This is a genomic window from Clostridium homopropionicum DSM 5847, assembly GCF_001263795.1.
Lineage (GTDB): Bacteria > Bacillota > Clostridia > Clostridiales > Clostridiaceae > Clostridium_H > Clostridium_H homopropionicum.
Window position 1 is genome coordinate 246,121 of record NZ_LHUR01000011.1, and the last position, 23,077, is coordinate 269,197.

At 29.5% G+C, this 23,077-nt stretch carries 21 protein-coding genes; all 21 read right to left on the bottom strand.

The features are described 5' to 3' along the window. Nucleotides 1–23: 23 nt before the first annotated feature. Nucleotides 24–1,448, bottom strand: a complete 1,425-nt coding sequence (locus CLHOM_RS03435) for a flippase (protein WP_139205624.1) — start codon at nucleotides 1,446–1,448, stop codon at nucleotides 24–26. Nucleotides 1,449–1,457: 9 nt separating this feature from the next. Then, on the bottom strand, nucleotides 1,458–2,183 hold the full coding sequence (locus CLHOM_RS03440; RefSeq protein WP_052220289.1) for a WecB/TagA/CpsF family glycosyltransferase: 726 nt from the start codon (nucleotides 2,181–2,183) through the stop codon (nucleotides 1,458–1,460). 13 nt (nucleotides 2,184–2,196) lie between these two features. Beyond that, the gene (locus tag CLHOM_RS03445; protein WP_052220290.1) at nucleotides 2,197–2,850 is read right to left on the bottom strand and encodes a sugar transferase; all 654 of its coding nucleotides are present in this window, start codon (nucleotides 2,848–2,850) and stop codon (nucleotides 2,197–2,199) included. Nucleotides 2,851–2,898: 48 nt separating this feature from the next. After that, nucleotides 2,899–4,149, bottom strand: a complete 1,251-nt coding sequence (locus tag CLHOM_RS03450) for an O-antigen ligase family protein (protein ID WP_074782775.1) — start codon at nucleotides 4,147–4,149, stop codon at nucleotides 2,899–2,901. Between the two features lie 84 nt (nucleotides 4,150–4,233). After that, nucleotides 4,234–5,259 (bottom strand): glycosyltransferase family 2 protein, encoded by a 1,026-nt coding sequence (locus tag CLHOM_RS03455; protein ID WP_052220292.1) that lies wholly within the window; start codon nucleotides 5,257–5,259, stop codon nucleotides 4,234–4,236. 25 nt (nucleotides 5,260–5,284) lie between these two features. Further along, the gene (locus CLHOM_RS03460; protein WP_052220293.1) at nucleotides 5,285–6,781 is read right to left on the bottom strand and encodes an O-antigen ligase family protein; all 1,497 of its coding nucleotides are present in this window, start codon (nucleotides 6,779–6,781) and stop codon (nucleotides 5,285–5,287) included. A 15-nt stretch (nucleotides 6,782–6,796) separates the two neighbouring features. Further along, complete coding sequence (gene wecB / locus CLHOM_RS03465) at nucleotides 6,797–7,849, bottom strand: non-hydrolyzing UDP-N-acetylglucosamine 2-epimerase (RefSeq protein ID WP_052220294.1); 1,053 nt, start codon at nucleotides 7,847–7,849, stop codon at nucleotides 6,797–6,799. After that, nucleotides 7,846–8,904, bottom strand: coding sequence for a glycosyltransferase family 4 protein (locus CLHOM_RS03470; protein ID WP_052220295.1), 1,059 nt, complete (start codon nucleotides 8,902–8,904; stop codon nucleotides 7,846–7,848). The genes wecB and CLHOM_RS03470 overlap by 4 nt, the downstream gene beginning before the upstream one ends. A gap of 28 nt (nucleotides 8,905–8,932) precedes the next feature. Continuing rightward, complete coding sequence (locus tag CLHOM_RS03475) at nucleotides 8,933–10,297, bottom strand: glycosyltransferase family protein (protein WP_052220296.1); 1,365 nt, start codon at nucleotides 10,295–10,297, stop codon at nucleotides 8,933–8,935. 1 nt (nucleotide 10,298) lies between these two features. Then, nucleotides 10,299–11,993, bottom strand: coding sequence for a capsular polysaccharide export protein, LipB/KpsS family (locus tag CLHOM_RS03480; protein ID WP_052220297.1), 1,695 nt, complete (start codon nucleotides 11,991–11,993; stop codon nucleotides 10,299–10,301). A 29-nt stretch (nucleotides 11,994–12,022) separates the two neighbouring features. Further along, nucleotides 12,023–13,471, bottom strand: a complete 1,449-nt coding sequence (locus CLHOM_RS03485) for a lipopolysaccharide biosynthesis protein (protein WP_052220298.1) — start codon at nucleotides 13,469–13,471, stop codon at nucleotides 12,023–12,025. 1 nt (nucleotide 13,472) lies between these two features. After that, on the bottom strand, nucleotides 13,473–14,570 hold the full coding sequence (locus CLHOM_RS03490) for a LegC family aminotransferase (protein ID WP_052220299.1): 1,098 nt from the start codon (nucleotides 14,568–14,570) through the stop codon (nucleotides 13,473–13,475). Between the two features lie 294 nt (nucleotides 14,571–14,864). Further along, entirely contained in the window at nucleotides 14,865–15,860 is a 996-nt protein-coding gene (locus CLHOM_RS03495) for an NAD-dependent 4,6-dehydratase LegB (protein WP_052220300.1), read from the bottom strand. A 39-nt stretch (nucleotides 15,861–15,899) separates the two neighbouring features. Next, on the bottom strand, nucleotides 15,900–16,949 hold the full coding sequence (locus CLHOM_RS03500; protein WP_052220301.1) for a nucleotidyltransferase family protein: 1,050 nt from the start codon (nucleotides 16,947–16,949) through the stop codon (nucleotides 15,900–15,902). 4 nt (nucleotides 16,950–16,953) lie between these two features. Next, complete coding sequence (locus CLHOM_RS03505) at nucleotides 16,954–17,592, bottom strand: NeuD/PglB/VioB family sugar acetyltransferase (RefSeq protein WP_052220302.1); 639 nt, start codon at nucleotides 17,590–17,592, stop codon at nucleotides 16,954–16,956. Nucleotides 17,593–17,606: 14 nt separating this feature from the next. Next, nucleotides 17,607–18,758, bottom strand: a complete 1,152-nt coding sequence (gene neuC / locus CLHOM_RS03510) for a UDP-N-acetylglucosamine 2-epimerase (RefSeq protein ID WP_052220303.1) — start codon at nucleotides 18,756–18,758, stop codon at nucleotides 17,607–17,609. A 26-nt stretch (nucleotides 18,759–18,784) separates the two neighbouring features. Next, nucleotides 18,785–19,831: an N-acetylneuraminate synthase gene (neuB, locus tag CLHOM_RS03515; protein WP_052220313.1), complete on the bottom strand. Its 1,047-nt coding sequence runs from the start codon at nucleotides 19,829–19,831 to the stop codon at nucleotides 18,785–18,787. Then, on the bottom strand, nucleotides 19,824–20,531 hold the full coding sequence (locus tag CLHOM_RS03520) for an acylneuraminate cytidylyltransferase family protein (RefSeq protein WP_052220304.1): 708 nt from the start codon (nucleotides 20,529–20,531) through the stop codon (nucleotides 19,824–19,826). Before CLHOM_RS03520 ends, neuB begins: the two co-directional genes overlap by 8 nt. A 134-nt stretch (nucleotides 20,532–20,665) precedes the next feature. Next, nucleotides 20,666–21,409, bottom strand: coding sequence for an acyltransferase (locus CLHOM_RS03525; protein ID WP_052220305.1), 744 nt, complete (start codon nucleotides 21,407–21,409; stop codon nucleotides 20,666–20,668). 27 nt (nucleotides 21,410–21,436) lie between these two features. Then, nucleotides 21,437–22,543, bottom strand: a complete 1,107-nt coding sequence (locus tag CLHOM_RS03530; protein ID WP_052220306.1) for a Gfo/Idh/MocA family protein — start codon at nucleotides 22,541–22,543, stop codon at nucleotides 21,437–21,439. Between the two features lie 61 nt (nucleotides 22,544–22,604). Continuing rightward, nucleotides 22,605–23,077: UDP binding domain-containing protein (locus tag CLHOM_RS03535; RefSeq protein ID WP_278321719.1), on the bottom strand; the 473-nt coding region annotated here is incomplete at its 5' end.

Genomic DNA, 23,077 nt, shown 5'->3' on the forward strand with positions numbered 1-23,077 from the left:
CACCTTCTTATCAGGATTATTCATTACTTGTTCTTTTTTACTAGAACTTTCAATTCATTAATAGAAATATATTTAAAGTAAATTACTGAATAAAAGTAAACTACTACAGCTAAAATTATGTTTATTATAACATTTATACTATAGTAATTCATAATAAGTATTACCCCGCTCATTATTAATATTGGCAAAATCAATTTTACTGAATTAGAAAAATAGTTTGTTAAGACAACTGTTTTTGAATGTTTCTTCATAACTATAAAATTAATTAATTCTGAGATTACTGTTGTAACTGCTGCTGCTACTATTCCAAATTTAGGAATGAAAATTATGTTTAAAATTAGGTTTGCCAGTGATGAAATAACCACACTCTTTAAATATTTTCTCTCCATATTCCAAGCATTTAAACTATATCCATAGGTCTCCCTCATAAATAAAATGAATATATAAATTAACAATATTATAAAAGGTAAATATGCTTCAGCGTATTTATCACTAAAAAGTAAAATTATTATATCCTTAGATAGAAGTATACCTCCAATAGTTATTGGAAATCCTAAAAGCATTACCACTTTACAAATATTATTTACTATATTCTGAAGTTTAGAAATATCTTTATTATTGAAATATTCTATTAACAAAGGAAAAAACGGAACATAAATTACTGCAATCAAGTTGATTAAAAAATATATAATTTTATAAGCAGAGGAATATATTCCAAGTTCATATTCACTCCTTGTAAATCCGATTATAATAGTGTCTAAATTCATATTAATCATAGATAGAAGCCCAGATATTAAAAAAGGTGTACTTTTAATCACATATTTTTTTATTTCATACTTATTTAATCTAATAGCAATCCTGATTTTCTTTTTTACTCTAATAATGTACCCTTGATAAATAACTCCTAAAATCAATCCAATTAAAGTAAAAATAGGAATATAAAATATTCCTTCTTCTCCCTTTATAAATATAAGTGATAATATAAGAGGTATTAAGCTTTTTATGATATTGTAAATGCCATTATGCTGCATTTCTTGAAGCCCTGAAAATAGCCAATCTATATTAAATGCCAAAGGTAAAAGTGTACAGCCAAAAATAATAAGTAAATTTCCAAAGGTTACGCCTTTATTAGATAAAATTCCTATGGCAATTATAATTAGAAAACAAATAGCAGCAACAATTATTCTTATAATACTAATATACCCAATTAGTTCTCCAGCTTTATCTTTATCTTTTGATACTTCTTTAGTCCCTAGCGTTTGAAACCCAAATAGTGTAATCATAGTAAAATACACTAATATAGATTGTGCTAGATTAACTATTCCAAAGCTTTCTACACTTAGTACCCTTGCATAGTATGCTATTTGTATAAACATTATAAATTGAGCTAAAAAGCTCGATAATCCTATGGATAAAAGATTTCTAGCAACTCTATTAATATTTAACACCACCTATGCTTATTTTCTTTTGTTAAAATATTTACTAATCACAACTCTCATTAAAAATTTAGGTATATAAATAAGTCTCTTAATTCTAAAGGGCTCATTAGCAACTCTATATAACCACTCTAATCCTAAGTTTATCATCCACTTCGGAGCTCTTTTTACTTTACCTGCAAAAACATCAAAGCTTCCTCCAACCCCCATAAACACTTTACATGGTAGAGTTTCAAAGAACTTTGAAATAAAAATTTCCTGTCGTGGGCAACCCATTGCAACAAAAATAGCAAAAGGTTTTTTTTCTTCAATATCCTCAATTAATTCCTGGCAATTATTTAAATCAAAATATCCGTTTTTACTTCCTAGAATTTTTAATTTGGGATACTTAATAATCAAATTAATTATACATTCCTTTAATACTTCTTCCTGTGCTCCTACTAAGTAAATTCCCTTCCCCTCTGCCTCACAGTTTTTTATAATTTCTTCCATAACTTCTATTCCAGCAATTTTCTCTTTTACCGGTGTATTTAATATTTTAGATGCAATAACAGTTCCAACTCCATCTGGTATTATCACACTTTTGGAATCTATATATAATGCCTTTAACTTTTCATTATACATTCCCATGTACAATACCTCTGGATTACCAGAAATAATATTTATTTTATTTGCTTCATTTATCAGCTTTAATAAATTTACTTTAGTTCCACAAAAAATTTTATATTCTAGTATTTTAATAAACATATTTCCTCCTACTTCAAAAGGCACCTTCCTTTTTAAATACATTTTCAACTGTTTTAAATATAATCTTTATATCATAGATTGCAGAAAAGTTTTTTATATAAGTTAAATCATAATAAACTGTTTTACCTAATTCTATTTCTCCTCTTCCGCTTATCTGTGCAAGTCCAGTTATTCCAGGTAAAACTAATAAACGCTGCTTATATTCCTCTGGATAAAAGTTTACAACTTCTGGTATTTCAGGTCTTGGTCCAACTAAACTCATATTACCAAATAAAACATTAAACAATTGAGGAATTTCATCTAAGCTGCTTCCTCTTAAAAATGCACCAATTTTAGTTATTCTATTGTCATTTTTGCTTTGGAAAACAAAGTTTTCGATATTTTCACACTCTAAAGCCAGTTCTCTCTTTTTCTCTGCATCTATTACCATTGTTCTAAACTTATAAATTACAAAAGGTTTGTTATCTTTCCCAATTCTAACTTGCTTAAACAGGCTAGGCCCCTTAGAATCAAGCTTAATAGCAATAATTATAAGTATAAACACAGGCAACAAAAGGATAATTCCTATAAGAGATAAAATTATGTCTAATATTCTCTTTAAGATAAATTGACCTTTCTTTCTATTTATATCTTTCTCTATATCAATCTTTATACTTTTAGCATCCATATAAAAACCCCCTGATGTTCCTATTACAATGTACTTATATTTTATATTTTATCTTATACATATTTTATTATAATTAATTGCTTCTGAAATAGCTACTATAATCCAAAAACAAGAAGTAATTTTGGGTACAAATAACAAATTATCAGAAATATTCATAAAATAAAAAACTATAGTTGAGATAAAAAATCCTATATAAAATAATCTAAAGTATTCATTCTTAAGCTTATGAGTTAGTTTATTTATTTTATATATTATAGACACCAATAAGCCTAAAAAAGAAGCTATACCAAATATACCTAATTCGCTTTGTATTTTTAAATATGAATTATGTGCAGGAAAATTAGTATGATGATTATAATCTAACTCTGGATATTTTTTTACATAAGCGCCATAAAGAGTATAATAATTTCCGTTGCCTACACCTTTAATAGGATGGTCTTTTATCATTTTTATAGCAATTTCCCATAGTTTAACCCTTGGATCTTGAAAAATCAATTTAAAGTCCATAGCTCTAGTCCTTATTTGTGGAATTAATATGGATAATCCTAAGGCGGAAATCATAATAAATAATATTCTCCAATTATATACTATGACTAAAAGAAAACCTCCTAATAATAATCCAAGCCATGCATTACGTGAAAATGTAAGAATAATAGTAATCAAATTCAAAAAAACTGCAATTATATATATTGTTTTTTTATTTTTATCCTTTTCATATATGCCGAGCATTATTAAAGGAAAAACAATTAGGAGTAAAAACGCTCCTAAGGTATTTGAATTGTCTAAAGTCGAGGTTATTCTAATAGCTACAGAATATTTAGAAGTATTATATATAAACTCTTCCCCAAGCCCAATTCTTGTAAAGTACTGAATTATTCCAAAAACACTTACAATAATGCTTGTAAATATATATGAAAATATAAGTTTATTTACTCTAGCTTCGGTTTTTATTTCTAATTTAATAATAAAATATAATAATATATATGAAATAAATCTTAAGGTTTCACTTATTGCTAAAGCTTTATCAGAAGCATAAGAAATTGAAATTATCATTACAACAGATAAAATTATCATAAAAATCAGTATGCTATCTTTACTAATATTCAAAATCCCTTTAAATAACTTAACTCTTGCTTCTTTGCTAAGAATCAAATTTAAAATATATGCTAGAAAAACTAACAAGAGCAAATAATCCCCTTTTATATTAAAGCCAGCAATCTTAAAATTAGTTGGAACTAAAGATAAGAATATTATATACAAACATATTAAATTTGTTATATTATAATTAATTTTATTCAAGTTATCACCTTCTCTAATGTATTTAACATTCTATTCTATATTACCACAAAACTAGCACGCTTTTTGCGTGCTAGCTTTAAATTATTATCTGGACATCTTTGAATTTTTTTCTTTAATTTTTTTTGATTTTAAAATATAGAATGCAAAAATACCATTAATAAAGCCTAATCCATAACTTAGATGCAATATAGGAAATACAGGTAACATACAAGCCATAATTGAAGGTGATTTTTGAGATAGCTTAGCTGAAAAATAAATGTCCATCGAAGTATAAGCAACTACCTCTAATAACCATAAATATAAAATTGGCTTTAGTATTAAACCTAGTAAAATTCCCAAAATATTTGTAAGCACAAATGCCATAGGCACTAAATGTCTAATAGCTGCTGGCTTTCCATGCTTTTGCATTACTCTAACCTTCCAAAAGCCATACTGATAATACTGCTTCCAAAGCTTAGCATAGGAGCCTCTGCCATAATAAGTAGACTTAATACTAGGAGATAAAATAATCTTATATCCCTCTTTTACTACTCTATAGTTAAGTTCATCATCTTGGTTTCTAACAAGTTCTTCATCAAAATAACCTATTTGCTCTAGTACCTCTCTTCTATAAGCTCCAAAAGCTACTGTATCTACATATGTTTCCTTCTGTGCATATCGAAAAAGTGCATTACCTACACCAAAGGGCGAGCTCATAGCTAAGGATATTGCTTTACCTATTATATTATCATTTACTGTCTCAATTGGACCTCCAGAGCATCCTATCTCAGCTCTTTTTAAATATTCCACATTATTCTTCACAAAGTCTTTATCTGCATAAGCGTGAGCTCCAAATATTATTATAATATCTTTGTCACTTGATTTAATTCCTAAATTCATTCCCTTAGGTGCTGAAAGTCCTTTATTTTCAATTACCCTTACATTATTATACTTTTGAGAATATTCATTTAAAATATCTTTTGTTCCATCATTTGACATTCCATCTGCAATAACTATTTCCATTAATTCCATTGGATAAGACTGCTTTAAAAAGGAATCTATACACTTTGATATATAGTCTTTTTCATTTCTACAGGGAATAATGATAGAAACTGTTTCTTTATTATTCATAAATATCACTCCTAAATACGGATTCCTAGCTAGTCTTAATAACCATTAAAGTTGTAATTACAGCTAATATAAATGCCGGTACAATGCTTATAGGTGGCACAAAAGTCATAAAGGCTTGCCCTGTTATATTTCCATATGCCATAAAGCAGAATATTCCTATACAAGCTAAAAGTAGATATCTTTCTAAACTATCTATTTTACTCTTTATTCCATTAATAAATGCCTTAAGCCAAAGTAAAAATAAACTGAAGAAAAAAACTACAGCAAAGGGAATCCCAAAATCAACTGTTATGTTTAAAATTACATTGTGTGCATCCTTATAACTTCTTAAAATATCTCCACCATACTCTAAATAATAGTATCTATATTGGCCTGGGCCTATTCCGTAATATGGGTAATCGTTAATAATATTAAATGTTAATCCCCATATTGGCCTTCTATTTTTAGTTTGTTGTAATATCTTATTAATAAATTCGTTCTTTGAAAATAAATTTAATGTAACATTTGGATTTGTTGATATCTCTTCTCTTAATTCATTAAATTCAGGTCTATAAATTACATTATAAGTTACACTTGATAATACAATAGCAGCAATAATTAATAATTTTAGCTTTCTTTTTCTGTATACAAGAAATACTAGAAAAAAGCATATAGCTAGAGCCAGGAGTATCCCTCTTGATCTTTGTGTAACTAAAATAAATACTTCCATTACCATGAGTAGATTATATAAATAATAATGCTTGCTATCTACTTTTCTATTTAGAGAATTAAATATTATAAAAGGAAGCAGTAGTATTGTATATCCGAGCATAAAATTACTTCCTAATGCTCCATATAAATGTGTATTATTATTTCTAGTAATTATAGTATAAAAGGCTATTAAAGTATCCGGTATACCTGATATTGCAACTCCAAGTGCAAGGTAAAAAATCAAGTCTGAAATTAGTATGTCCTCTCTCTTCTTATAGGAAATAATAATTAAGCTGAAGAAGATCATAAACACAAATCCTAAAATCAGAATTTTAGCTGAATCTATTTTATACCTGCTATTTATTACAGATAATACCCCTAATACAGTAAGTATAAAATATACAATGCTTAACCTTAGGAATTTTTTATTTGAAAATATCATTTTAAAGTCAATATTACCGTATTGCATTTCTTTTATAGTATTTACTATAAATACTACAAAATAGACTAAATATATTACATCCCCATATTTGTCCATGTTTAATCTAAATAACAAATACAACACAATAGGTATTAGGGGAATTGAAAGTGCAAAAATCTTTAAGGTTGTTTTAAAATCTTTAAACATTAGTACCAAGGAACAAAGTATAAAGAGATTAATAAACAAAGAACTTGCAGCCATTAAAGTATTACTTCTACCAATTTTAATAAATACGAAGATTTCTAGAAGTAAATATACAAGTATTATGATTGTTTTAAATCTTAATAGATGCTTAATATAATCTTTTGCTTCATTTTTTATTTCTTCTCTTAAGTAATTTAGTGTGTCCATTTTTCTCCCCCGCAATTATTGACCTATTACTTCTAAAATTTTACTTGCTGCTTTTCCATCTCCAAAAATTTTCTCCTGCTCTTTGCTAGGAGCAAAATTCAAAATTCCATCAATTATCTTAGCTTTATTTGTGCCAGTTAGCATATTCCAATCATTCTGAACAGTTTCAACCCACTCTGTTTCATCTCTCATAGTTATACATGGCTTTCCTAAAAAGAAAGCTTCTTTTTGAACTCCACCGCTATCAGTTACAATCTTTTGTGACATGGACTCCAATAATACCATTTCAAGATAACCTACAGGTTCAATTATTTTTACATTTTCCCCTACCTTCAAACCATACTCGCTGATATATTTTTTAGTTCTAGGATGGAGTGGAAGAACAATTTTTTTATTACTTTCACTTAGAGCTCCAATAATATTCTCTAGTCTATCAATGTAATTTGTGTTTTCTGCTCTATGTATGGTAGACAATATAAATTCATTTTCACTTAAACCTAATTTATTAAGAAAATCAATTTTATTACGGGATAAGTCCTTAAATTTTAATACGGCATCGAACATTACATCTCCTATATTAAATACACCCTTAATAATGCCTTCTTTATGTAGATTAATTACTGCTGTCTCTGTAGGTGCAAATAAGAATTTTGATAGATGATCTGTCAATATTCTATTTTGCTCTTCTGGCATTTTCATATTAAAGCTTCTAAGTCCAGCTTCTACATGAGCAACAGGAATCAATAGCTTTGATGCACATAGAGCTGCTGCTAAGGTAGAGTTAGTATCTCCATAAACTAAAACTAAATCTGGTTTTTCTTTTATATATATTTTTTCAAGCTCTATAAGCATTTTTCCAGTTTGTTCTCCATGATTACCTGATCCTATATTAAGATTGTAATCCGGTTTTGGTATATCCAGCTCTTGAAAAAATACTTCAGACATATTTTCATCATAATGTTGACCTGTATGAATTAGAATTTCCTGATGCTTTTCTCTTATTATTCCCGATACTGCAGCGGCTTTAATAAATTGTGGTCTTGCTCCAACTACTGTAATTATTTTCATACTATTTCCTCCATTTCTTTCTCTACAAGTCTCATATTATTTTCCCAAAGAGCTCTCTCTTTTATTATTTTTTTATTTACTTGAACAGCCTCTTCGCTTAAACTAGAATTTTTAATTGCTGCTCTTAAAGCATTAAATAAATCTTCTTCTTTAAAGCTTTCAATAACTAAACCATTTTTACCGTTTTCTATCCACTGTCTATTTGCAGGTATATTAGATACAATGGGAAATACACCAGTTGCCATAGCTTCTAACAAGGTTACAGAGGTTGAATCTGAAGTTAAAACAGAAATAAATATTTGAGAAGTAGTCAATAATTCTAATATTTCCTCTCTGGAAACAAAACCTTTTATTTCTACCCTATTCTGCAGCTTCATATCTTTTATCATCTTTTTTATATTACCCATTTCTGATCCGCTATTTGTTATTATAAGTTTTATATTTTTATCATTCTCTATTTCACTTAACTTATGAAAAGCTTTTACTATTAAATCAATATTTGAGTTCTTATTTACAGTTCTAAGACTGAGAATCTTTATATCCTCTTCTTCTTTTCTTTTTAAATGGAGTAAATTTTCTTCTACTCCCATTGGAACAGTAATTGTTTTTACTTTAGTCATTTTTATTATTTCCTCAGTCATTATGTCTGAATCAGAAGTTATTAACTTAGAACGATTTAATGCAAATTTCGTTAGAGCTTTATACACTATATTTTTTTTAGGTGTTACTAATATGTCACTTCCCCAGGCAGAAAGTATAAGATTCTTAGCCCCTGTTAAGGCTCCAATTAATCCATAACTGGTTATATAGTGTGCATTTACTATATCAGCATTTATCTCTTTTAATAAGCTTTTAATCTTTTTTATCTGCAGTAAGTATCTCCAATTTCCACCATTTTCATTTATATCTACATCGCCTACTTTATGAACAAAGATTCCATCTAAAGAAACATGCGAAAAGGAAATTAGATGAACTTCATGCCCTTTGTTCTTAAAATAATCCAACCATCTTTGGATATGTATACTATTTCCATCTCCTAAAAAACAAATCTTCATAAAATACCTACCTTCAATTTAGCTTTTCTTATTTTATTTCTTCAATAACTTCTGCTAAGGCCTTTGTTAAATTTTCTCTGCTATAATTTTTTATTAATTCCCACTGAGGATTAAATTCTTTATTCCCGTCCAAGAATAGACTGTACGCTTTATAAATGATATTTTCTATTTCTATTTCATTAGAAGGTACCGCAATCAAGCCGGTTCTTGTCTCTAATATTAAATCTTTAGCTACTCCATTTGGCACTATTCCTAATATAATTTTTCCTGAACGTAGATATTCAAAAATCTTTCCTGTGAAAATTCCTTCACTACCTACTCCCTCATCAATAATTAATAAAAGAGCATTTGCCTTGCACATTTCCATAAGGCTTTCTTTGTGTGGTACATAATCCTTTTGAATAACAACTTCTGGATACTTATTACTATATAAATTAATTATTTCTTTAAATTCATGTCCAACTTCCCCTAAAAACTTAATTTTAATTTTATTTTCAGGTATTTTGCCAGCTTTAATTAGACTATCAATAGCTCCAAGAATTTTATCTGGAGACCTTTTACCGTATAAGGTTCCGTTGTATAATACAGTAAATTTGTCATTATTATCGCCTAGGTTTAACGGTAAATCAGAAAAATCTTCTTCATCATATCCATTTGTAATAACCTTAAATTTATCATGATTTAAGTCTTTATATATTCTCTTAAAATCATCAATAATTGGCTGACTTACACTAAGTACCTTGTCAGCCCTATTTACTACCATGCTCTCTAATTTTTTATGCTTTCTCTCTATTATGGCTCCATAGTTTACGAATGGATTACATGCCCAAGGATCTCTAAAATCAGCAATCCATTTAACATTATTTTTCTTTGCTAGATTATACCCTATAAGATGTGAGGTATAAGGTGCAGAGGTAGTATAAATAGTATGTATATTGTTTTCTTTAATTATCTTGTTGCCTTCTTCTACAGCATACTTTAACCATCCAATTTTATCATCAGGAACATATGCTAAATTATATAAATCTATAAATACCTTTTTGCCTAGGTTAAAAATTAAGCCTTTAATCTTTCTCTTTAAACTATTTCTATTAACAGGTAAATCCTTTGTTTCCCCATTACTACCACTGCTGCTGTTTCTATTTCCTTGAATTAACTTAAGTACTTTATCTATAAGCTTTGTTTCTTCTATTTCTGATCTATATACCTTAACTTCACTGTATATTTCTTTATTTAATGAGGCATCCTTTAGACCGTGACTATCTTCTTTAACTGTCAACACATGTACATTATATCCAAACTTACTTAAGTAATTGGCGAACTTAGTTGTTCTCTGTACCCCTGCTCCCCCTTTAGGCGGAAAATAATACGCTATAATTAAGATATTTTTCATTCTAATCAACCTCATTCATTATTCTTTCATTTACTTTACCATCTATTTTATAAAAATTGTTTTCTAAGTATTTAATGAACTCATTATTTTTTGAATATATTTCAAGATTATCTAAATAAGTTACAATTTCCTTTTCCTCTTTTGCACCTAAAGATATTCCATCCTTAATAAAACCCCCTAAATCATCATATTTAGGCAGCCTAATGCAGATAGAAGGTTTATTTAAAATGGCTCCCTCCACAACAACTGTAGAATGAACACTTATTACTACATCACTCCAAGATAACAGTTCATAAAGATCCCCATCTTTTAATATCTTTACATTTTTTATTCCGTATTCTTGGATTTTCTCGATATAAATATTGTAAAATTCATCTGCTGGATGAAGTTTTATTATTATTTCATATTCACGATTTATTAGATTAAGGGCTTTAAACAGCATATCAGTAGCTGGAATTAATAAATCTTTAAAATACTGTGTAGCATATAATATTTTTATTTTATCCGTATCTTTTTCATCATTTTTATTATACCCTAAAATTAAGTCTGTTCTAAGCTGTCCCACCACTTTAGTTATGCTGTCATTATATACATTAGATCCCGCTAAAAGCATATCTTTATATTTATCTCCCCATAAAAAAGTCAATTTAGGAACAATTCCTGTATATTTAGAATTAATCATATATGCTGGAGACACTTCATTTATAATACCATGCTGAAGGGCATAGGTTTTTATTCCCATTCTATTTCCTGCAGTTATAAAACATCTTGGTCTATCTCCTTCATCAGTTACAAATAGCTTTGTAATGCGGTTCTTCTTAATAAATTTTTCTGCACATAATATTTCTGTTAGACTCATGTAATATCTATTTTCTAAATTACTAAATACATGTTTCATAAATATATCTTTAAGGTTATGGTCCTGAAAATCAAAATTTAACTCTCCTAAAAGTTCTAGCTTATTAGTAATTAATGAAGGATTGACTATTTTTTCCCCAAATAATTTTTTATAGATAATAAAAAACTCAAAAGGAACAAAACTTCTTTTAAAAGCTAAGCTTTTATTCAAATAATTATAGCTAGACATAAATTGGAAGTTAATTATATTATGCTCTTTATCTAAGCTATCAACTAAAGGTCCTATCTGAGTATCAACCAGCTGCTTCTTACCCATTAATTTAATTAAATTAATATTAATAACGCTAGATAATACAATTATATTATCTTTTGAATTTATTGACTTAAGCTTAAATTTTATATAACTACCCATACCATTTATTACTCTTTTAAAGAGTTTAAATTTATTTATTGTATTCCCGTTGTTTTCTTTTTCAGCATTAGTTCTGCTGTAATTTAATTTAAATACTTTTTCTGATAGTTCAATAAATATTTCATCATCACTTATTACTTCTACCTCTTCATTAGTATTTTCTATTATATTTTTAATAATCATAAATGAAGTTAGAATATATTTAAGCTTCAAATATATAGTCGGTCTTTCAAAATAATAAAGAGGTATATTGTCATAAATATAAAAGTTTTCAAGATTTATCCCCTGTATGGTTTCACATTCAAGTTTATTTAAGAATTGGAAGGCAATATTATCTATACTTATATTATTTATTGATTTATATAGCTCCTCAGATTTGTCTCCAAATAAGATTTTTTTCTCGTTTTTCGTATAAATAATTTTCAACATACTATCTCCTATTCCAATTCTTTTTCTTATCTTTTAATTAGTTTATTTTTAAAGAAAATTAATTTTTCAAAAGATAAAATTTTAAATAAAAATAATAAAGCTATATAAATTATAAATAATACTGTTTTATATAGAATGCTCAAAAAAAGATTTTCTATATTGAATAATGAAATCCCATAGATTGCTAAGCCCAGCAACGTATTTACACTTAATTTTACCCAATCCCACTGTATGTAATAAAATTTTTGCGAAAACACATAAGTCACAATGAAAAGAGTAAAATAAGCAAAAATAGTTGCAATTGCTCCTCCATATATTCCATATCTAGGTATCAATATGAAATTTAATATTAATGCAACAATAGCACTTGCTCCTGTTGAAAAAGGAAGTATATAAGTCTTTTTTGAATAAAATATCCCGTTTACACACATATAATAAAATCCATTAAATACATAAGCAAGTCCAATTAAAGGCACTATCTTATATGCAGCGTAAAACTCTTTATTAGAAGCCATTATAATTATTATTTCTTTTGCAAACAGTGCAAGGCCTACCCCTATGGAAATTATAAAAACAGAATAGTATTTTATAATTTCTTGAAATACTCTTGGAGCATTTTCTTTCTCTTCGTTGGCAGTTTTAAAGAAAAATGGTACATATGCCTTGTTTATTGCAACAATTAGATAATACACTAGCATACCAAATTGATAGGCTAAAGTATATAATCCTAAATCTGCTTGTGAAGTATAGATATTTAAAAAATATCTGTCTGAGGACATTAATACCCAAGCTCCAATAGCATGCGGTATTAATGGTATTCCATATTTCAAAGCACTTTTAGCAATATTAAAGGAAAAGTATAAACCTAAATCCTTTATGTTTATCACTAAATATACTACACTAAAAGCAATATTTGTAAAAAGTATTGCCTTTAAATAACCTTCTGCTCCCTGTGTTTTATAAGACACAAAATAAAATATGAAAAATATATTTACAAAGGTTGTAATTATATTAAACAACCCAAACTTTACAGATTGTTCTCTTAGTCTAAATAGTACTAATGGTATACTTGCAAAGGTTGCAAAGAAACAAATTATTATAAGTAATTTAAAATATGGATTGAAAGGTATTTCACCTAAGATAAGCTTGGAGAAATTTTTCCCAAAAATCGCTATTAATATTGATAAAATTAAGTTATATCCTAATAGAAATATCCATATGGTACTAATAAGTTTTTTCTCTTCACCTTTATCTTCATACTCATAATAAAATCTTGTAAGTGCACCATCTAAACCTAATATATAAAGCATAGATAGGAAGCCTAAGAGTATGGTCATATAGCCATAAATTCCATACTCAACCTTCCCCATATACTTTGTTAAAACTGGAATCATTAATAAAGATACTACCTTTGGCAGCAAATCACCTAAGGTATATATAAATGAATTTTTTAAAAAACTTAACTTTCTATCCAATCTATTCACCTTTAATGACTTTGCAAACTTCTTCAATCTGCTCTTTTGTAAGAGAAACTGAGCTAGGAAGATTAATTCCCTTTGAAGCCACTTCATTAGTTATATCCATATTTCCTTTTCTACATTCTTTATAAGGAGGCATATCATGAACAGGATAGAAGAAAGGTCTAGCTTCTATCTTATTATCTATAAGCTTTTTAATTAATTCATCTCTGCTTATAGGATAGTCCTCTTCAACTAAAATTGAATATAACCAAAAGCAATTCTTTGCCCAAGGCATTTCAACAGGAAGTGTTATTCCCTTTACATCTTTTAATATTTCATTATAATACTCAGCATTTTCTCTCTTGATCTTTAAATACTTTTCTACTTGCTCTAATTGAGCTACACCAAAAGCAGCTAATAAGTTAGGCATTCTAAAATTATAACCTACTTCTTCGTGATAAAAAGCCTTGTTTTCTAATATGGTTTTTGTTTGGGTAGATAGATATTTAGCTCTTTCTCCATATTCATTATTGTTTGTAACAAGCATTCCGCCTGCACCAGTAGTTATAAGCTTATTTCCATTAAAGCTAAAACAACCTATGTGTCCTATAGTTCCAAGCATTTGACCCTTATATTCTGATCCTAGAGCTTCTGTTGCATCTTCTATTACATAAAGATTATACTTTTTAGCAAGCTCCATAACCTTATCCATATATACAGGATGACCATATATATGTACTGGCATAATTGCTTTTGTTTTTTCAGTAATTAATTCTTCAATTTTATTCTCATCCATAACAAAAGTATCTTTTCTAATATCGCAAAATACAGGAACAGCCCCTACATATTTTATGGCATTTACAGGTGATATAAATGTCATAGAAGGCACTATAACTTCATCTCCATTGCCTATTCCTAAGGTAACTAAAGCAAGCTGAATAGCTGCTGTACCGTTCATGGTAACCACAGCTTTTTCGCACTTTAAATATTCAGAAAATCTATCTTCAAAAAGATTAACATAACTTCCTACAGAAGATACCCAATTTGTATCAATGCATTCTTTTACGTATTTCCACTCATTACCACCCATTTCTGGTATACACAATGGTATCATTTTATTCACTCCCGTTTTATATAAATTTCTTAGGTGCTAGGTTCGAGGTGCTAGGTACTAGGAATTGAAATAATTAAGCAGGCATCCCAAATTTATAATTTGGTGATGATCGCTTACTCATTCGAGGAACGAGAAGGAGTTTCCGCAGTATAAAATCCGCCATTGTAGCAAGCTACAAAGAGCGATAGAAGCTCTGCTTCTAAGCTAAATTTTAGTTTTGCCAAAGCAAAACATCCTTCACTAGTACCTAGCACCTAGTACCTCAAGAATTTTACGTCGTAAAATTCTTATATCCTAAACATTATAAATGTCTGTCTTGAACTTCTCCATATTACTTTTTATCCATTTAATTGTTTCTGCAAGTCCTTCATCTAGTGTGTATTTTGGGCTCCAATCAGTAAGAGTTTTTATCTTAGTATTATCAGCCCATAGTCTATTTACTTCACTATTTTCAGGTCTTATTCTTTCTTCATCGCAAAGTATTTTTACGTCTTCTCCTATAATATTTATTATCTTTTTAACAGTATCTCCAATGCTTATTTCATAATTTGAACCAGCATTAACTACTTCACCTATAGTTTTATCACTTTCAGCAACCTTTACAAAAGCTTCTGCTGTATCTTTTACATAGTTAAAATCTCTTGTTGGAGTTAAGCTTCCAAGTTTTATTTCTCTCTTTCCTGCAAGAATTTGAGATATTATTGTCGGTATTACAGCTCTTGCTGATTGTCTTGGACCATAAGTATTAAATGGTCTTAGTGTTGTTATAGGTAGATTGAAGGATCTGTAAAAGCTTTCTGCAATTTTATCTGCACCTATTTTTGAAGCAGAATAAGGTGATTGACCTTGCATTGGATGCTTTTCATCTATTGGAACGTATAATGCAGTTCCATAAGTTTCACTTGTTGAAGTATGTACTATTCTTTCAATATTAGCTTCTTCTCTACATGATTCTAGAACGTTAGTTGTTCCTTCAACATTTGTTCTTACATAAGCCATTGGTGATAAATAAGAATAAGGTATAGCAATTAAGGCAGCAAGATGCATTATAACTTCTTGCCCTTTTATCATTCTTTTTACATTGTCATATTCTCTTATATCCCCAGTAATAACTTTAATGCTATTTTTTGTCTCTTCTTCAAAAGTATCAATCCATCCCCAATTGTTAAAGGAATTATATTGTACAAGAGCTGTAACATCAGCACCTAATTCTACTAATCTCTCAGTTAAATGACTTCCTATAAAGCCCTCAGCTCCAGTAATTAATACTTTTTTACCCTTCCAATTCATCAAGTTTACACTCCTTATAATTTATTTATATCTTAAGTTTTAGAAAAACTTTTCAATGTCTTCGTTTGCTTTCTTAAAATCGTCCATTTGGCCAATATCTGACCAGTATTCTGTAATCTGGTATACTCCTGATCTGCCATTTTGTGCTATTACATCTTCAATCAAATCCGTCATATTGTACATCTCATCTTCTGGAATATATTTAACTACCTTTTCATTAAGAACATATACACCACTATTAATATGGAAGCTATAAACTGGTTTTTCCTCTAAGGACTTGATTAATAAATCATCAGTAACCATAACTCCATAAGGTACTTTAATTTCATAATTTCGAGCACCAACAGTAATGTCAAAATTATTTTCAATGTGATAATTTAAAAAAGCATCAAAATCTATACCAGTTAATATATCTCCATTTATAACTATAAAAGGCTTATTAAGTTTATCTTCTGCAAGTTTAATAGAACCTGCAGTACCTAGCTTTTTTGTTTCCCTGACATATTCTATATTAACATCAAATTGTTTACCATCTTTGAAATAGTCTTCAATTATTTCGCCTTTGTAATTTATAGATAAAATAAAATTCTTAAAGCCATATTCTTTAAATTGCTCAATTATATGCTCTAAGATTGGCTTTTCTCCAATCTTAAGCATTGGCTTTGGAATATTGTTGGTAAGTGGTCTTAGTCTAGTTCCAAGTCCTCCTGCTAATATAAATACATAATTATCCTTTTCTTCATAGGATATTAAATCATCTATAAAATACAAGTTAATTATTTTACCCTCTTCATCTAAAACAGGAACTTGCCTTATTTTACTTTTTAACATTAATTCTTTAATCTTTTTCTTACTATCAAATACATTTGCAAATTTAAATTCTTTGCTGTAAACACCTTCAATATTATCATTTATATTATGACCTGCAAGTAAGGCTCTTCTTATATTACCGTCGGTAATAACACCTTTTACATGAAAGTCCTGGTCAACTACAAAGGCTCCACCAGTCAAATTCTTATCAATAGATTCCATGGCATCTTTTATTGTAGAACCTAGTTTTATGCAATAAGTTTCTATTGAAAACCTCATAGAATCACCTACTTTTAATAATTTTTGCTGGAACTCCAACTGCTGTAACCATATCATCTAAATTTCTTATAACAACAGCTCCCGCTCCTACTACTACATGATTTCCTATGTTAATTCCTTGAATTACTGAACTACCCGCTCCAATATGACAGTTATAACCTATTCTACACCCGCCTGAAATACAGCTTCTAGGTGATATGTGTGTGTTTCTTCCTATAAAGCAATCATGCTCTATGACAGAGGATGTATTTAAAATACAATTTTCACTAATCTCAACACCTGGATTGATAACTGCCCCTGCCATTACACAAGTGCCAGCTTTTATATTGGCATAAGGAGATACCACCGCATTTTTATGTACTAGTTTGGGAATATTAAAACCAATGTTCTTTAAGTTAAAATATATTTTATCTCTTATTGAAATATTATTTAAAGCTCCAATGCAAACAAAAGCATTTTTAACGCCTCTATTGTAAAGCTCTTCAAGAATAGAATCGTCTCCTAAAACGGGAATATCTAAAATATTAGTCCCTATCCCATCTTTATCAGTGATGCCTGTGATTTCATATTCATTAGTGCTTTTAATAATATCAATTATAACCTTGCAGTGTCCCCCACCGCCAACTAAAATTATTTTTTCCATAAAAAATCACTCTCTTAATAAGTTATTCTTTTCTGTAATAATTCCCTATCTATATGAACTCTGCTTAAAATTTCAGAAATTCTTGAACCTGCTTCTCCATCACCATAAGGATTTGTGCAATTTTTTAGTTTTTCTTTGTATTCATCTTCATTTAGAGCTTTATTAATTCCTGCTAAGATTTCTTCTTTAGTATATCCAACATCGATTACATTACAAGCTCTTAATCTTCCATCCTGCCTTGTTCCTATATTAATTACAGGCAGTTTAAAGCTTGGAGCCTCAATAATACCTGAAGAAGAGTTGCCTATCATAGCGTCTGCAACATTTAAAAGGCTCAAATATTCTACTTGAGTTATATTTCTAAAAACCTTAAAGTAATCGTATTTTGCTCTATATTCTTCAATGACCTTTATTATTTCTCTTCCACCATTATCACTATTAGGGTAAGAAACAATAGTCTGCATTCCGCATTCTACTAAAGCTTCAAAAGTTTGTCTTACTTGCCATTCTACTTTATCCCTTTCAGTAGTAACAGGGTGTTGAGTCAATATAAAAATCTTTTCGTCCTTAAGATTAAATCTTTTTAGTAGTTCTTCCCTAGAAAGGTATTTTGTGTTTTTTATATAATCAATTCCTGGGGCTCCAACAACATAAATATCTTTTTCTTTTTCTCCCATTTTAATTATTCTTTGCTTGCTGTCTTCTGTAGCAGGTAAATGTATATGAGTCAGCTTTGTTATAGCATGTCTTATGGATTCATCTACAGTTCCAGTAACTTCTCCACCATGTATATGGGCTACTGGTATATTCATATGAATAGCAGCAAGAGCTCCTGCCATCATTTCTCCTCTATCTCCTAATACAACTAGGATATCAGGCTTTATTCTTTCCAAGCTTTGAGTTAATCCCATTAGCGTTAAGCCTACTGATTTTGCCATGGAAGCTCCTGTATCTGAGGAAAGTATAGTCTCAATTTTATCCGCAATAAAAAATCCATCCTTCTCAATTTCCTCAACAGTGTATCCAAATTCAGGTGAAAGGTGCATTCCACATACAATTAGGTTTAAATCTAGCTTTGGATTATTCTCTATAGCTTTAAGAACTGAATAGTAAATTCCGTAATCAGCCCTAGTACCAGTAATAACCGCTATCTTTCTTTTTAACACTCTTATAGCACTCCTATCTTTACTTACTAATCTTGCAGAATACCTAAAGTAATCTGTTCATCTTCTTTTATATCTTTTCTTGCCTTTTTCCCCAAGATAGTTTTATAGTATTTAGGGCTTAAACCATTCCCAGGCCTTTTATAATTTAAATCTTTAAGAGTAATTATATCTCCTTGTTTAATATCATTTGCTGCTACAATGCTTTTTCTTGCCACTGCCATTGTATCAATCTCACTACTAGAAAACATTTTTATTCCGTTGCCCATGGCAGTTTCTATCTTTCTAATAGATATTACCATTTCCTTTAGCTCCTCAGGATCTAGAGAAGCTTTATGATCCGGCCCTTCCATTGTTTTATCTAGAGTAAAATGTTTTTCAATAATGTTTGCCCCTAAAGCAGCTGCTGCAATAGGTATTGTTATTCCTACGGTATGATCTGAATAACCACCTATAATTTTAAAAGCGTCTTTTATAGTATTCATTGCCTTTAAATTAATTGTTTCTATGGCTGCTGGGTAATTTGATGTACAGTGTAGTACTGCAATTTCTTCCACACCTATATTTTTCAAACTTATAATCGCATCTTCTATTTCTCCAAGAGTCGCCATACCTGAAGAAAGAATAACGGGCTTTTTGTATTTTGAAATATGCTCTAATAATGGTATGTTAGTCAAATCTCCTGAGCCTACTTTAAAAGCCTCTACTCCCATTGAATTTAGAAAATCTGCGCTTTCAAAATCAAATGGAGTTGACATAAAGATAATATCTTTTTTATCACAATAGTTCTTTAAATTAATAAATTCTTCATAGGATAACTCAAGCTTTTTTAACATATTAAACTGGCTATCTTCACTGCCTATATTATCTTTTTGGTATTTTGCCATAGTAGCATAGCCAGTTACTAAGTTTTCACTTTTAAAGGTTTGAAATTTTATAGCATCAACTCCTGCTTCAACAGCCTTATCTATAAGCTTTTTAGCAAGTTCAATATCTCCATTATGATTTACTCCAGCTTCTGCTATAATAAATGATGGATGTCCATTTCCAATTGTTTTATTTCCAATTTTAATTATCATCACTTTTCTCCCTAAGTATTAATTCAGCTAGTTTAGAATCTAACATGTTGTCAATATCAATAGATTTCTTGCTATCCATTACAAAAGGAATGGTAGCTTCATCAACAAAAGTCTTTTCCTTAAAGAGCATTTCTACAGAATTAATGTAGATAGCTCCATTAAATATATAAAACCTAGGTAAGTCTTGTCTTCTAAGATTATCGCCCTTAAATTCCACAAAGGATTTCAATTTATTATCCTCTATAACTCTCATTAATACAGGATTTTCAGAAGCTTCACACACGCTTACAAGTGACTCTGCTTCCTTTTTCATCACAATTTCTATAGCATTATCAATATCCTGTGAGCTTCTAAGTGGAGATGTGGGCTGTAGTAATACTACATAATGAAACTCTTCTCCTTGACTCTTAAGAAATTCTACTGCATGCAGTACCACATCTATAGACTTAGCTGTATCATTTGATATTTCTTCTGGTCTAAGAAAAGGAACCTTTGCTCCATAGTTTAATGATACATTTTTTATCTCAATATCATCCGTTGAAACTAATATGAAATCTATAAATTTAGATTCCTTTGCAGCTTCAATTGAGTATGCAATTAAGGGTTTATTATTTATTTTCATTATATTTTTATGAGGTATCCCTTTTGAGCCACCCCTTGCAGGAATAATGGCTAGGATTTTTTTGTCATTGTACATATGTATCACCTCTTTTTTTAGTAACCAGTTTCTAGTATCCAGTTGCCAGTGACCAGTAACAAGGTGCTAGGTACTAGGTGCTAGCTGCTAGTCCCTAGAGATTAGTGATTAGCGATTAGCAATTTCTTTTGATATTAAATATTATTTCTCAAAAGTTGGTCTTCTGGTACTTCTCTTAATTTTTTTGCTGGGTTGCCTGCTACTATTGCAGCTTTTTCTACATCCTTAGTTACAAGGCTGCCTGCAGCAGCAAATCCATCTTCTTCAATAGTCTTTCCTGGCAGTACCACAGCTCCAGCCCCTATTCTTCCACCTTTTTTAATTGTAACACCTTTAAAATGTTTAAATCTTTCTTTAGATCTAGCTGCGTAATTATCATTAGAGGTAACTACACAAGGTGCAATAAATACATAATCTTCTACATTAGAATAGGCTGTTAAATAAACATTTGTTTGAATTTTGCAGTTTGAACCAACAGTACAGAAATTTTCAATAGTAGTTCCTCTGCCTATAATTGTCTTACTTCCAATAGTAACATCTTCTCTTATAGTAGCTAAATCTGCAACTAGAGTTTTTTCTCCTATTTCACAGCCGCAATATACTATTACACCGGCTCCGATTAAGCACTCATTAGATATTTTGCAAGGTAAATATTCCTTATCATCTTTAAAAATACTATTTACAGATCTCATAGGCGTTTTACCTATTACTGAATTATCATCTATTCTAACATTACTGCCAATTATACTTCCAGAATGAATTACAACATTGTGTCCAATTATGCAATTGTCTCCAATCTGAACATTATCTTCAATTACGGCAAAGTGTCCAATCTGAACATTACTGCCAATCCTAGAACTATCTGAAATATAATTCATAATTATATCCTCTTTTCTAAAATTATATTATTTTTTCTTTCCGTATGCTTTTTCCATATCCAAAGTTGAGAAGTTTGTAAATGGGAATTTTACTGGCATTCCTGTTAACCTTGATTTATATGCTGCAAGGATAATCGCCATGGCTTTTTTACCTTCTTCTCCATTTATTAAAGGTTCTACATTACTATTTATAGCATCAATAACATTTTTAAATAGAGGAGTATGTCCGCTTCCATAAACGCTGTCAGGGTCTCCTTCTTGTGCTTTTAATATTTCATCTTCATTATCAATATTGTCGCTAAATCTCCAATTTTCTATTCTGTTAACAGCAAGTCCGCCAATACATACAGTCCCATTTTCTCCAAAAACACTTAAGGTTTCTTCTAAATTTTTAGGGAAAACGCATGCTGTTCCTTCAACAATTCCAATTGCTCCATTTTTAAAGCGAATTAATATTGCACCAAAGTCCTCTGCCTCGATATCTCTTAAAAAGGTATCACATTGAGCATATACAGTATCGATTTCTCCGCCCATCATCCATTGAAGCAAATCAATATTATGTATACATTGATTCATTAAGGTACCACCGTCAAGCTTCCAGGTTCCTCTCCAAGGTGCTTGCTCATAATATCCCATATTTCTATTCCATAGTATTCTCGCTGTTCCATTTATAAGCTTTCCAAATCTATTTCCTTCTATAGTAGTTCTTAATTGCTGTATAGGTTTATTAAATCTATTTTGATGACAAACTGCTATCTTAACATTATTTTCTTTTGCTACCTTTATCATTTCTTCAGCATCATCAATTGATAAAGCCATTGGCTTTTCTACTACTACGTGCTTCCCTTTGTTCATACAATATATCGCTATTTCAGGATGATATCCACTTTCTGTAGCTATTGTAACTACATCTATTTCCTCTTTTTCTAACATTTCTTTGTAGTCTGCATATGTATTAACTGACGCTTCTTCAGAAATTTTTTCTATGTATTCTTTTTTCTTTTCTAAAGCTTTATTTAAGTCCACATCACAAGTGGCAACAAGTACAGCCTCTTCTTTATTATTTACTAATCCTTCTACGTGTTTATATGAAATTCTACCGCAACCTATTATTGCAAATTTTAATTTTGTCATTTTATCACTCCTTAATCATAATAAGGATAAACCCTTATAAAAGGGTCTATCCTATAGTAATTTATAGTTTGTGTATTTTTTCTCTATTATTCTTAACATCCTTAGATGCGTTTCTTGTATCATAGAATATTTTAGCCCTTTTAACCATTTCTTCATAATTATAACAGCTGTGGTCCGTTGTTATTAAAACTATATCTGCATCATCTATAGCTTTTTCCCATTCTACTGATATATATTCTTTTCCATTGTGTTTAAATTCTGGTACATATGGATCATTATATATAACTTCTGCTCCATTTTTCTCTAAATGTTCAATAACCTTAAGTGCTGGAGATTCTCTCATGTCATCAATGTCTTTCTTGTAGGCTACTCCCATTAAAAGAACCTTTGATCCATTCATTGCCTTTTTTTGTTCATTTAATAGCTTCATTGTATTATCTACAACAAACTCTGGCATGAAATCATTTATTTCACCAGCTGTTTCTATAAGCCTTGTATGATAGTCAAATTCTCTTGCTTTATAAGTTAAATAGA